This is a genomic window from Nocardia concava NBRC 100430, from assembly GCF_000308815.1.
Taxonomy (GTDB): Bacteria; Actinomycetota; Actinomycetes; order Mycobacteriales; family Mycobacteriaceae; genus Nocardia; species Nocardia concava.
Genome location: NZ_BAFX01000048.1, coordinates 1 through 11,872, shown reverse-complemented (window position 1 = coordinate 11,872; position 11,872 = coordinate 1). Strand labels below are relative to the sequence as shown.

Below are 11,872 nucleotides of genomic sequence, written 5' to 3'. Positions count from 1 at the left end.
AGCACGCCGTTCAGCGCAGCGGAACCAGTGTCGATGATAACCGGGATCATGTTTCAACCTCTCTCTGTTGGACGCCACCGCCCGGGATTTCCGTTCGGCGACCGGACCCACACTGCCCAGAGAGACTTAGGCGAACCTTGTCGGTAGCTTAAGGGTAACTGAGACGGGGTGTGTTACCTGTCACAGCAGAGAGGACCGTCCAGTTCCTACTGCGGCGGCGTCGCGCCCGCGGAGTAGAGACTCACTTCGCCGTCCTCCCCCAGAAACGCGTTGACCAGCATCGTTCCGCTGGAACGCAATTCGTCGGCGTCCGGCGCGGCGGTCGTGATGGAGATCTGCGGCACCGCCGCCCAGTTCACGACGAACCGATCGGGCGGTCCGTTGTCGTCGGACAGATGCGCGAGACGGAATACCGACACCGTCCGGCGAACTATGAGATTTCGGACGACTTCGGCAATTCGCTCGGGGTCTTCCAGCGCGAACATGAAACCGAATCGCAGTTCCGGCGAGGACGCGTAGGCGGGCACGAATACCGAGGCTAACGGACTATGGCGCGTCGCGCCCTCGGCGCGCCGCACGGATAGCTATTCATAAGCCTCGGTAACCGATCATCGGGGTCGGAAGCCTCGTCCCGGTCGAGGTCAGCCCTCGAACCCGTCTCGCACACCGCCCACGCAGGTGTCGATCCGCGTTCAACCGCAGCGGCCATGTGACCGTCTTGTAATGCTGTATAACGATTTTCAGGCAGCTTCGCCGATCACGCGCCGGATGGTTGCGCCCCTTCGACTATCGCGCTTTCCTGAATATGTCCCGCATTATCGGACAGTCTTCTCATCGCATCGTCGCGGTTTTCCCGGTTACTTCACCGTGTCTTTGGTGGTGGGCTGTTGCGTTCCGGGTGCGGGGCTGCGCCGGAGCCGAGGGGAGCCCCTCCCCGAAACCCCCTCGGCCCTGGCGCATCCACACATGCGCCGGCCGAGGGTGGGAAAAATGGCATTCGACTACAGCGGAGCGGGATTCGGCGCAGAGCTCCCCTCGCCATCGACCCTGTTACGGGCGTTCCGGGAGCCGGTCGGCTCCGATCGGCGCGATCGCGACATCCTCGAATCCGCCCACGAACTGGTGCGATGCCATGAAGACCGGCAGCGGGCGCTGGAAGCCGCGCATGCCGCCGAGGCGACCCCGGACGATGTCGCCGACTGCAGCCACCGCCTAGATCGCATCGATGATCGCCGGGCCGAGCTGGTGGCGCGCATCGACGAATGGGTGGCGGTGAACATTCCGCACCGCGCCGGGGCCTCGCTGCATACCGAGACCCTCGGCGCGGTCATCGACCGGATGGCCGCGAAATGGGTTGCGGCGCAACGTGCTCTGAGTTCCAGCGACGATTCGGTTTCGAACGACGATGGGGCGGTGCGGCCTTCGAAAGCTGCCGACGGGCGCGGGCGGCGACGCGCGGTCGCGCACCGCATCAGCGAGGACCGGCCCCGCCGCGGGGTGGACACCGAGGCCCACCTGCAGTGGTACCGGCTCGCCGAACTCGCCGACGGCTACAAGGATCTGATCACGGAAGTCGCGCAGCATCGCAGGCGACTCCCGACCTGGTGATCAGCGCGGGTCGATGACCTCGGCGTCGATGAAGTCGTCGCCCGTGACCCGCTCGCTGACGACCGGCTTCGTCGCCGAATCAGGCTGTGCGGGTGCGGGTTCCGGGTCCTCGTCGACATCGTCGAGATCGTCGGCCAGGCTCTCGGCGGCGGCGCGCTGGGCAGCCGCGTCCTGCTCGGCGGCGACGGCGGCCTCACGCATCTCGATGGCGTCGGTGATCCAATCACCGATTTCCCGAGTCACCTCGGCGACGGTGCCGGTGATGATCGATGCGATATTGCCGACGTGTCGCGCTCCCGACGCCGTCAATTCCTGGATCAGATCCTTGTTGCTCTCGAATTTAGAAATCATTCACACGCCCGCTTCACTTGGCTGCTGCCCCCGGCGCATCACGATAACACCGGCTTGCTGACCATTCTTGACCAGGAACGGCGGCAGCGCGAGCTTGAACAGCTTCGCCCAGACCGAGCCGATCTGCCGCGTGAAGCCACCGGTGTTGTAGGGCAGCCCGTGCTTCTCGCACAGCGCCTTCACCTCGGGCGCGATCTCCGGGTAGCGGTTGGCGGGCAGGTCCGGGAACAGGTGGTGCTCGATCTGGTGCGAGAGGTTCCCGGACATGATGTGGAACAGCTTGCTGCCGTCGATGTTCGCCGAGCCGAGCATCTGGCGCACGTACCACTCACCCTGCGTCTCCTCGGCGCACTCCTCCTCGGTGAACGTCTGTACGCCGGTCGGGAAGTGGCCGCAGAAGATGATGGAGAAGGTCCACAGGTTGCGCACGATATTGGCGCTGAAGTTGGCGGCCAGGGTGGACAGGAACAGCGGGCCGGTCAGCGCCGGGAACACCACGTAGTCCTTGAGCACCTGGCGGCTGGCCTTGCGCCACTGGCCCTTGAGCAGGGTCTTGATCTCCGACCAGGACTTCTTGCCCTTGAGGATGTTCTCGACCTCGAGGTCGTGGCCCATCACGCCCCATTCGAAGGCCAGCATGAGGATGAAGGCGTAGACCGGGTTGCCCAGCCGCAGCACGTTCCAGTTCTGCGCCTCGTCCACGCGCAGGATGCCGTAACCGATGTCGCGGTCCATGTCGAGGATGTTGGTGTAGGTGTGGTGCATGTAGTTGTGCGAGTGCCGCCACTGGTCGCCCGGGCAGACCGTATCCCATTCGAAGACACGGGAATTCAGCGTCGGCTCCCGCATCCAGTCCCACTGGCCGTGCATGACGTTGTGGCCGATCTCCATATTGTCGAGGATCTTGGAGATGCTCAGCGCGGCCACGCCGGCCAGCCAGAACGGCGGCAGGAAGCCCAGGTAGAGCATGCCGCGCCCGGCGATCTCGAAGCCGCGCTGGGCCTTGATGACGCTGTAGATGTAATCGCGGTCGCGGTCGCCCAGATCCGCGGTGATGCGGGCGCGCAGGGCATCGAGTTCGCGGCCGATCTCCTCGACCTGCTCGACGCTGAGGACCACGGGGCCCTCGGGGGTTTCGGTGAGAATCGCCATGATTGGCTCCTGTGATCAGAGTTAGTGCAGTTAGCTGTGTCGACCGTCGGACAGCTGTGTCGGCGGTCAGATCGCGATGTCGACGTCCCCGACGGGGGCGCTGATGCAGAGCTGGATGGGCTGATCCGGGTCGCTGTCGAGCTCCCCGGTGCGCAGATTGCGGGTGCAGCCGCTGCGCTTGACGGCCGTGCAGGTGAAGCAGATGCCCATGCGGCAGCCGTAATCCGGGCTCAGGCCCGCGGATTCGGCCTGCTCGAGCAGGGATTCACCGGTGTTCTCCGAGACCACGCCGCTGTCGGAGAAGGTGGTCTTGCCCTCGGCCTCGGCGGGATCGAGGACGGTGGTCGCGAGGGTGAACTCCTCGCTGTGCAGCCGGTCGGCCAGCTGCTCGGCCTCGTAGACGGTCCGGACCGCGGCCATCAGTCCGGGCGGGCCGCACAGGTAGGTGCGGGCCGTGGCGAACCAGGGCGCCAGTGCCTCCAGTTCGTCGTAGCTGAAATGCGCGTCGCGCTGGGTCTCCGGGTAGCGGAACTCGATGCGCACATTGTTGTGCTGCATGGCGATCGCCTCGAGTTCCTCGCGATGCGGGACCCATTCCGGAGAACGGTTGTAATGCAAGAACAGGATGCGGCCCTGGTAGCCCTCGTTGGCCAGGGTGCGCAGCATGGACAGCACCGGGGTGATCCCGCTGCCGCCGCTGATCAGCACGATCTGCTCGGGCCGCGGCTCGGGCAGGTGGAACACGCCCCCGGCCGGCTCGAGGTCCACGACCATGCCGGGAATCGCGTTGTCGTGCAGGTAGTTCGAGACCAGCCCCTCGGGGTGGGCCTTGATGGTGAGCTCGATGTGCCGGTCCCGGCGGCCTTCGGCATTGACCGGCGAATAGCAGCGGTTGTGGCGGACGCCGTCGATCACCACACCGATCTGCACGTACTGCCCGGCGACGTGGCCGGTCCACTGCCGGGAGGGCTTGAGGGTGAGGGTGACCGAGCCGACCGCGCTCCGCCGGACGTGGGTGATCTCCGCGCGCATGGCGCGCAGCGCCAGCGTCGGGCGGACCAGCTCCAGGTAGCGGTCCAGCGGATGCGGGGTGGTCATGGTCCTTTGCACCAGGTCGATCAATCCGACCATGCGAGCCTCCTGGATTTCGGTGCACATCTGTACACTGAACTAGTCTGCCGGGTAAGACCCCTCCAGTTCAACCGGCGGTTCGTGTGACCCACGCGACATCTTTCGAATGGAACGAATGTGAACGCATGTATGCTCATCGAAATGAGCGAGCAGGCAGCTACCCGAGTCGAGCGCAAGGAACGCACCCGCGCGGCCCTGCTCGACGGCACCCTCGCCCTGGCCGCAGACCGCGGCTTCGCGGCCCTGTCACTGCGGGAGATCGCGCGTTCGGCCGGCATCGTCCCCACCGCGTTCTACCGGCATTTCGCCTCCCTCGACGAGCTCGGCACCACCCTGGTCGAGGAGGGCGTGCGTCAATTGCGCTTGGCGCTACGGGAAATGCGGCGCACACCGAACGCGACGCTGGCCCAGACTGTGCGGTTCGTGTTCGAGCAGGTGGACGGCAAACGGGATCTGTGGGGATTCCTGATCCGGGAACGGCACGGCGGCTCGGCGCCGCTGCGGGGCGCGATTTTCGTCGAAATGCAGTTGATCGAGCGGGAATTGGTGGTGGATCTGTCGCGGGTGCGGACGCTGGACGCGTGGTCGCCCGATGATCTGGAGCTGGCGGCGGACCTCATCGTCTCGACGGTGGCCGACCGGATCGCCGACTATCTGATGTCCGAGCCGCGCGAGGGTACGCGGATCATCGAGCGGGCCGTACTGCAGGTGCGGCTGATCGCCCTCGGCATGGGAGCTTGGCGGCCCTGAGTTCGGCGAGGCCGAATTCAGCGGCCGCGCAGGTCATCCCCGCGGACCGGGAGCAGAAGCATCAGGCCGGTGACCAGAACCAGTAGCAGGCCGACGATTCCGGCGCGCTCGGCGTCGAAGGCCCAGACGAAGAAGCCGAAAAGGGTTGGAGCGAGGAAGGATACGGCTCGTCCCGTGGTGGCGTAGAGGCCGAACATCTGGCCCTCGCGGCCGGGCGGGGCCACGCGCGCCAGGAACGAACGCGCCGAAGCCTGTGCGGGACCGACGAATACGGTCAGCATCAGGCCGAAGATCCAGAACATGAGCGGGCCTGAGAGCACCAGGAGAAATGCGCCGCAGATGATCATCCCGGTCAGCGCGGTGACGATCACCGCCTTCGGTCCGGTGCGGTCGTCGAACCGGCCGCCGACCAGAGCGCCCAGTGCCGCAACCACATTCGCGGCGATGCCGAACAACAGAACGTCGGAGTCGGCGATGCCGTAAACGCGCACGGCCAGGATCGCACCGAAGGTGAACACCCCGGCCAGACCGTCCCGGAAGATGGCGCTGGCTAACAGGAATCCCACGGTGCGCCGGTCCACGTGCCACAGCTCACGCACATCGCGCCAGAGCACCCGGTACGAACTCAGAAATGCCCGGGCAGGCACGGCCGCACCCGGATCCGCCTGCGTGCGAGGCACTTCCGGCACATACAGGAACAGCGGCACCGCGAAGCCCGCGAACCACACCGCCGCCAGCACCGCGACCAGCCGGATATTCAGCCCGTCCTCGATCGGCACCCCGAGCAGCCCGCGATTGTCACCCTTGCCGACGATGAACCCGAAGTAGCAGATCAACAGCAGCACAATGCCGCCGAAATACCCCATGGACCATCCAAATCCGGAGATCCGCCCCACTGTCGCGGGCGTCGACACCTGCCGCAACATCGCGAAATACGGCACATGCGAAAGCTCGAACGCCGCCGACCCCACCCCCAGCAGCACCAGGCCCAGCCACAGATAGTGATAGTCCTTGTGCACGAAGAACATCGCGGCCATCACCAGCACCGTGAACGCCGTCAAAAACCCCAGCGACAGCTTCCGTTTCGCCGTCGCATCGAACCACTGCCCCGCCACCGGCGCGGTCACCGCCACCACCAACCCGGCGGCCCCCAACGCCCACCCCAACCAGGCACTGGCCGAAATCCCACCCGGCAGATGCTCCCCCACCTTGTCGGTGAGATACACCGAGAACACGAACGTCAAAATCACCGCATTGAACGACGCGGCCGCCCAATCCCAAAACCCCCACGCCCACACCGACGCCCGCCCGGTGGCCTGCCCGACGGCCGCCCGCCCCGCGCCGACATCTCCCGATCCCTCGGTCATGCAGCCCCCGATCCCTCGGTCATGCAGCGCAGACTAGGCGACCTGACCCCTGCTCCGCTCGCCATCCGCCCACACCGCGCGGTGGGCGTGGCGTCGCTGAGCGCGGCGACGGAGGTCCAACCAGTCATCCCGGCGTGCTTGTGGCCGGGATCTCGCTGCCCGAGGTGGATTCCGGCCACAAGCACGCCGGAATGACGAGGAGAACCTTCGACCAGGCGCTCAGCTCGACATGGTGGCCACCGGAACCCATTCGCGCAGGGGGCGGCCGTGAGCTTGTTCGACGTGATCGGCCCAGGGGATGCGGCGTTCTTCGTCGGTCATGGCGAGGAGGGCGTGGAGTTTGTTCCAGGCGTCGGCATCGGCGGGAGTCCAGACCTGCATCCAGGCGCCGGCGATGGAGGGGAGGGACATGCTGGTCATGTACATGACCAGGTCGCCTATGGCGAGGTTGCGGATGACGCGGGTGCGGCCGACCGGGACGGCGACGTCGTTGCGGGCCCAGAGTTCGGCGAAACGCGGACTCAGACTGACCATTTCGTCGATGAACGCCACCCATTCGGGGTCACCGAGGTTGCGGGCGTAGGCGGCGCGCAGGTAGCCGACCATGCGGGCCAGGTGTTCCGGCTCGGAATGATCGGGGTAGGGGGTGCAGCATCCGTCGGCGAGGAAAACCTTGCGCAGGATGTTGCGGGAGCCGGTCAGGAACATGGGGTACATCGCCATGTAGGCGGCGTTGTAGGCGATCAGGTCGTATTTGCCGCCGAGCAGCGCGGCGGGGAGCGGGTGCATGTGATCGAGAATGATCTGTACCTCTTCGGGCACCGGCTCCTCGAGGACCGGGTTGGGCAAGGTGGGGACATCGGCCAGGCGGTACAGGTGCGCGTGTTCCGCGCCGTCCAGACGCAGCGCCCGGGCGATCGCGTCCAATACCTGGACGCTGCAATTGATGTCGCGCCCCTGCTCGAGCCACGTGTACCAGGTGATACCCACCCCGGCCAGCTGCGCGACCTCCTCGCGCCGCAGTCCGGGCGTGCGGCGGCGGGTGCCCACGGGCAGGCCGACGTCCTCGGGACTGATCCGCGCCCGCCTCGACTTCAGAAACGTCGACAGTTCCTCCCGACGCACCTTGGCTTTTCCGGTTCCCGCCACCATGACTCCATCGTGGCGGTAATCGCCACCGGTATCCAGGTGCTGCCAGTACCCGTATAAGCAGGCTCCTGTTACGGGCTTCCGGCGGGCCGCAGGCTCATTTCATGACACAGAGCTTGACCCAATCACCACCCGTGGCGGCTCCCGCCCCGGTATCCACCCGACGGCCGCTCGCCATCCTGTCGGTCATCCTGATCGGCCAGTTCATGGCCGTGCTGGACGCGTCCATCGTCAATGTCGCCATCCCCTCGATCCGAACCTCGTTGCACGCCAGCGGATCCGGGCTGCAGCTCATCGTCTCCGGATACGTCATCGCCTACGCGGTGCTGCTGGTCACCGGTGCGCGGCTGGGTGATCGGTTCGGGCAGCGCGGTCTGTTCGTGACCGGATTGGCCGTGTTCACCCTCGCCTCGCTGGCCTGCGGGCTGGCCTGGAACTCCGGCTCGCTCATCGCTTTCCGGTTCCTGCAGGGCGCCGGTTCGGCGGCCATGGTGCCGCAGGTGATGACCCTGATCCAACGTCAGTTCGCGGGTGCCACCCGGGCCCGCGCGCTATCGGCCTATGCGGCCGTCATCTCCAGCGGCTTCGTCGCCGGGCAGCTCGCGGGCGGCCTGATCCTCAATGCCGATATCGCCGGAACCGGCTGGCGAGGAGTGTTTCTCGTGAACGTGCCCATCGGCCTGGCGCTGATGGCCGTCGCGCCGCGCGTGCTGCCGGCGGTCACCACCCGCGTGGATCGCAAACTGGACCTGCCCGGCCTGGCCGTGCTCACCGCCTCGGTACTGGCGCTGGTCGTGCCGCTGGTGCTGGGCCACGAGCAGGATTGGCCGCTGTGGACCCGAATCGCCCTGGGTGCGGCCGTCTTCGGCTTCGCGGGCTTCGCACTGGTGGAACGGCGGGCGCATCGTCTCGGCGGGGAACCGCTGTTCGCCGATCGCGTGCTGCGGGCCCCGGGCGTGATCCTCAGCGCCGTCACCCTGTTCCTGATCATGTGCACCTTCGGCGGCTGGATCTTCGTCCTCACCATCCACTTGCAGTCCACGCTCGGCTACAGCGCCCTGCACGCCGGTCTGGTGTTCCTCCCCAACGGCCTGACCTTCGGGCTGGTGAGCCTGTACTGGAGCCGCATTCCGGCGCGCCTGCACCGCATGATGATTCCCGCGGGGCTGGTGATCGCGGCCGCGACCATGGTCGGGCTGGGGCTGCTGTTGCGCGACGGCCGCGATGTCGGCCCGGTCGAACTGATCGTGTTCGCGCTGATGGGTGTCGGCTACGGCCTGGCCTTCAGCCCCCTGATGGCCCGTGCCACCGGCCGGATCCCCCTCGCTCTGGCCGCCGACGCCAGCGGGATCCTGGTCACCTGCGTCCAATTGGGCGTCGTCATCGGCGTGGCCACCTTCGGCACGGCCTTCCTGACCCTGACCGGATCCACCGCCCCGACCGCCGCCCATGCCCTGGCCACCACCGCGCTCGCCACGGGCCTCACTGTGCTTGCGGCTGCGGCCTTCGCCTGGCGCGCAACCAGCGAGCGGCCCGGAATGCCAACCAGCCCAGCATGATCAGCAAGATCACGATCGCGATGAAGGCCACAATTGGTATGACCAGCGCCAGAATCGTGAGGACCAGCGAAGTAGCGTCCTCGGCGGTCGAGACCACCGGATTCCCCACGCCCGCCGTGGTTCCGGTGACAAATGGTCTGGCCACCGTACGACCGGCATGGACGCTGCCCGCGGTGATCGCGCCGAGCACGGCGGTGGCCGCGGGTGGCAGGTGCGAGGACAGGCTGGACTCGGCGGTGAACAGGATCGCGCCGGAGACGGGGGCCACCAGGGTGCCGATGCCGTGCAGAACCGAATCCAGGGCCGGAATCTTGTCCCCGATGAGGTCGAGGACGAACAGCACCCCGATCACGGCCAGCGCGGGCACCGAAGACAGCCACCCGTACGAACTACCCAGATCGATCCAGCCGACCCGGTCCGCAATCCCCACCGCCAGCAACGGCAACCAGGCATTGAGCCCCGCCGCCCCCGAGAGGCCGAAGGCGCCGAGTACCGCGCCGACGGCCGATGTGATCTCCATGCCCCAAGTGTCCCCGGCGTCAGCGGATCGGGAGTGCCGCGAGGATCGGGTCGTAGGCCCAATTCAGCATGCGCTCCGCGTCATCCTTGGCGGCAGCGCCGCTGCCGGGCCCGCTGTGCAGGACCACGCCGATCAACGGGATTCCCGCCCTGACGGATTCGAACAGCAGGCAGGCGCCGGCGGCATCGGTGGATCCGGTCTTGATGCCGATGGCGCCGGGGTAGTTCTTCAACAGCAGGTTGGTGGTCTGCCAGACGTGATCGCGGTTGGCGGGGCCCGCGGGCAGGTGATAGCTGCGGGACCCGGCGACTTCGCGGAAAACCGGCAGCATCATCGCGCGCAGCCCGAGCGTCACCAGGTCCGCCGGGGTGGAGTAGGTGGAACCGTCCTCGGGGATCGGCAGGCCGCTGGGGTCGGCGAAATACGTTGCCCCCAGCCCCATCTGACGCGCGGTGTCGTTCATCCTGGCCAGGAAGCCGTCCTGACCGGGACCGTAAGCTTCGGCGAGGGTGTAGGCGGCGTCGCAGCCCGACGGCAGCAGCAGCGCGTACAGGAGATCGTGCGTGGAGAGCACCTCCCCGGCGGCCAGGCCCGCGGTGCTGCCGTCATTGCGAACGCAATAGGCGATGCTCTCCGCCGGTACGGTGACCGGCCGGTCGAGGTCACCGGCGGCGATCACGACCAATGCCGTCATCACCTTCGCGATGCTGGCGATCGGCACCGGCGTGTTCGCCTCCCGAGACCACAGCATCGTGCCGGTAACCCCGTCCGCCAGCGCCGCCCCGGGAGCCCGCACCCCCTGCGGCTCCGAATTCCCCCACAGCAACTGCCCGAAGGGCCCGGGCAACTGGCCGATAGGCTCGGGCGAACGGTGAAGGGGCGCGGGCGATTGCCCGATGGGCGCGCTCTGCGCCGGGGCGGCGGTCACCCCATGGCCGACCACCACGACCAACGCACCTGCTACGACAGCGTGCAACACCCGGGCAAATGTCCGCATGCCGCACATTCTGCAACCGAAACCCCTGGACCAGCGGGATTTCCCGCGCCGGCCCCGCGCGCCGCCGCAGTCCGCAGGTTGCCGCCCGTGCGGTGATGGTCTTTCCGGCCGCGATCATCGGAGCCGATGCCCACCCCGACCTCGAGATCCGGATCAGACCGCCACGACCGCGTAGTACACCGGCGCGGTCACCGCCCGCGCTACCGACGACCGGCGTGACCACCGACACATGCGGAGGTGTCACGGTTGGGCCGCGGGCGGTGTCTCCGAGCTTGTCCGCATCGTTCTGAAGCGAAGGAGAGCTGTGATGAAGGCCCTGATCGTGTGTGTTTCGGTGTCACATGGCAATACGCGGCGCGTCGCCGAGGCCATGGGGGAGGTTTTGGAGGCCACGGTGGTGGAGCCCGAGCAGGTCGACGTCGATGAGCTGGGTTCCTACGACCTGGTGGGATTCGGGTCGGGGATCTTCCATCAGCGGTTCCATCCGCGGCTGCGAGGATTCGTGCGCGCGCTGCCGAAACAGCGGCGCGGCAAGGCATTCGTCTTCGCCACCAGTGGGTTTCCGCCGCAGCTGTGGCCGCTGGAACGGCTGGTCCGGCGCAGCGGGTTCGAGGTCGTCGACCGCTTCTCGGTGCGGGCGTTCGATACCTGGGCGCCGCTGCTGCTGGTCGGCGGAATCAACAAGGGCAAACCCGATGCCGCGGACCTGGAAACGGCGCGCGAGTTCGCCGCCGGACTGCGCGCCCGGGTGACGGCCGGGTCATGAAAGACCCGGGCGCGCAGTGGTTCTCGGCTGACGCGGTGATTCTCAGCTGACAGTGAACGAATAGGTGGGCGCGGTCTTCTCGCCCTTCGACGCGTCGTAGCTCAGCACGTAAGAGCCGGTGGCCGGGGCGGGAACCACGAACACCACGAAATTGTCTGCGTTGTCGATGGTTTCGTTGCGGTTGAGCAGTTCGTTGATCGGGCCGCGGATGTCGGCGACGACGCTCTGCCCGTCGGGGGTCTTCAGGCTGAAGTAGTCGTAGAAGACGTTCAGGCCGCCCTCCGAGATGCCGGACCCGCCGACCAGCTTGATGTGCAGCGCCAGATCCATCTTGTTGCGCTCACCCTTGGTGTAGCTGGGTGTCAGTGTGCCGCCGGTGATTTCGACGGTGGTCTGGTCCTGCACCAGCTTGCCGGAGACGTTCAGCGTCTTGGGCGCGACGCTGTCGGCCTTGGCATCGGCCTTGAGCGGGATCAGGGTCTGGTTCTCCGCCGAGGTGCCGTACACGACGGTGAGGGTGTC

At 66.9% G+C, this 11,872-nt stretch carries 12 protein-coding genes and 1 pseudogene; 4 read left to right on the top strand and 9 right to left on the bottom strand.

The window, feature by feature from the left end; all coding sequences use genetic code 11:
- Positions 1-206 precede the first annotated feature (206 nt).
- Positions 207-527 (bottom strand): hypothetical protein, encoded by a 321-nt coding sequence (locus tag ON43_RS09435; RefSeq protein WP_040805875.1) that lies wholly within the window; start codon positions 525-527, stop codon positions 207-209.
- Positions 528-990: 463 nt separating this feature from the next.
- Between ON43_RS09435 and ON43_RS09430 the strand changes: the two genes are divergently transcribed.
- Positions 991-1,608 carry a DUF4254 domain-containing protein gene (locus ON43_RS09430; RefSeq protein WP_040805873.1) on the top strand — a complete coding sequence of 206 codons (618 nt, stop codon included), beginning with the start codon at positions 991-993 and terminating at the stop codon, positions 1,606-1,608.
- A 96-nt stretch (positions 1,609-1,704) separates the two neighbouring features.
- On the opposite strand, the pseudogene ON43_RS47025 reads toward ON43_RS09430, so the two are convergent.
- From ON43_RS47025 to ON43_RS09415, 3 genes and pseudogenes are all read right to left on the bottom strand, one after another.
- Positions 1,705-1,959 (bottom strand): annotated as a pseudogene (locus ON43_RS47025) (hypothetical protein); the annotation flags it as partial.
- On the bottom strand, positions 1,960-3,111 hold the full coding sequence (locus tag ON43_RS09420; protein ID WP_051178205.1) for a fatty acid desaturase family protein: 1,152 nt from the start codon (positions 3,109-3,111) through the stop codon (positions 1,960-1,962).
- A gap of 66 nt (positions 3,112-3,177) precedes the next feature.
- Positions 3,178-4,242: a ferredoxin reductase gene (locus ON43_RS09415; protein WP_051178204.1), complete on the bottom strand. Its 1,065-nt coding sequence runs from the start codon at positions 4,240-4,242 to the stop codon at positions 3,178-3,180.
- Between the two features lie 141 nt (positions 4,243-4,383).
- On the opposite strand from ON43_RS09415, the gene ON43_RS09410 reads away from it, so the two are divergent.
- Entirely contained in the window at positions 4,384-4,992 is a 609-nt protein-coding gene (locus tag ON43_RS09410) for a TetR family transcriptional regulator (RefSeq protein WP_083913279.1), read from the top strand.
- 17 nt (positions 4,993-5,009) lie between these two features.
- Here the strand turns inward: ON43_RS09410 and ON43_RS09405 are convergent, their stop codons facing one another.
- Together ON43_RS09405 and ON43_RS09400 are read right to left on the bottom strand one after the other, a co-directional pair.
- The gene (locus tag ON43_RS09405) at positions 5,010-6,359 is read right to left on the bottom strand and encodes an MFS transporter (RefSeq protein ID WP_040805869.1); all 1,350 of its coding nucleotides are present in this window, start codon (positions 6,357-6,359) and stop codon (positions 5,010-5,012) included.
- A gap of 219 nt (positions 6,360-6,578) precedes the next feature.
- Positions 6,579-7,511 (bottom strand): helix-turn-helix transcriptional regulator, encoded by a 933-nt coding sequence (locus tag ON43_RS09400; protein ID WP_051178203.1) that lies wholly within the window; start codon positions 7,509-7,511, stop codon positions 6,579-6,581.
- 101 nt (positions 7,512-7,612) lie between these two features.
- Here ON43_RS09400 and ON43_RS09395 point away from each other — a divergent pair, with 101 nt between their 5' ends.
- Complete coding sequence (locus tag ON43_RS09395) at positions 7,613-9,067, top strand: MFS transporter (RefSeq protein ID WP_083913267.1); 1,455 nt, start codon at positions 7,613-7,615, stop codon at positions 9,065-9,067.
- On the opposite strand, the gene ON43_RS09390 is transcribed toward ON43_RS09395, so the two are convergent.
- Both ON43_RS09390 and ON43_RS09385 read right to left on the bottom strand, forming a co-directional pair.
- The gene (locus ON43_RS09390) at positions 8,991-9,587 is read right to left on the bottom strand and encodes a DUF4126 domain-containing protein (protein WP_040805867.1); all 597 of its coding nucleotides are present in this window, start codon (positions 9,585-9,587) and stop codon (positions 8,991-8,993) included. The two genes, ON43_RS09395 and ON43_RS09390, sit on opposite strands and share 77 nt — an antisense overlap.
- 19 nt (positions 9,588-9,606) lie before the next feature.
- A complete protein-coding gene (locus ON43_RS09385; RefSeq protein ID WP_040805865.1) occupies positions 9,607-10,584 on the bottom strand; it encodes a D-alanyl-D-alanine carboxypeptidase family protein in 978 nt (325 codons plus the stop codon).
- 307 nt (positions 10,585-10,891) lie between these two features.
- Between ON43_RS09385 and ON43_RS09380 the strand changes: the two genes are divergently transcribed.
- Positions 10,892-11,350 carry a flavodoxin family protein gene (locus tag ON43_RS09380; RefSeq protein WP_040805863.1) on the top strand — a complete coding sequence of 153 codons (459 nt, stop codon included), beginning with the start codon at positions 10,892-10,894 and terminating at the stop codon, positions 11,348-11,350.
- 42 nt (positions 11,351-11,392) lie between these two features.
- Here the strand turns inward: ON43_RS09380 and ON43_RS09375 are convergent.
- Positions 11,393-11,872, bottom strand: a 480-nt coding sequence (locus tag ON43_RS09375) for a hypothetical protein (protein ID WP_040805862.1), incomplete at its 5' end; no start/stop codon positions are given.

Coding starts and splice junctions, on each gene's coding strand:
- ON43_RS09385 (WP_040805865.1), bottom strand. CDS start 10,584: ATGCGGACATTTGCCCGGGTGTTGCACGCTGTCGTAGCAGGTGCGTTG.
- ON43_RS09430 (WP_040805873.1), top strand. CDS start 991: ATGGCATTCGACTACAGCGGAGCGGGATTCGGCGCAGAGCTCCCCTCG.
- ON43_RS09390 (WP_040805867.1), bottom strand. CDS start 9,587: ATGGAGATCACATCGGCCGTCGGCGCGGTACTCGGCGCCTTCGGCCTC.
- ON43_RS09420 (WP_051178205.1), bottom strand. CDS start 3,111: ATGGCGATTCTCACCGAAACCCCCGAGGGCCCCGTGGTCCTCAGCGTC.
- ON43_RS09380 (WP_040805863.1), top strand. CDS start 10,892: ATGAAGGCCCTGATCGTGTGTGTTTCGGTGTCACATGGCAATACGCGG.
- ON43_RS09395 (WP_083913267.1), top strand. CDS start 7,613: ATGACACAGAGCTTGACCCAATCACCACCCGTGGCGGCTCCCGCCCCG.
- ON43_RS09400 (WP_051178203.1), bottom strand. CDS start 7,511: ATGGTGGCGGGAACCGGAAAAGCCAAGGTGCGTCGGGAGGAACTGTCG.
- ON43_RS09410 (WP_083913279.1), top strand. CDS start 4,384: ATGAGCGAGCAGGCAGCTACCCGAGTCGAGCGCAAGGAACGCACCCGC.
- ON43_RS09415 (WP_051178204.1), bottom strand. CDS start 4,242: ATGGTCGGATTGATCGACCTGGTGCAAAGGACCATGACCACCCCGCAT.
- ON43_RS09405 (WP_040805869.1), bottom strand. CDS start 6,359: ATGACCGAGGGATCGGGAGATGTCGGCGCGGGGCGGGCGGCCGTCGGG.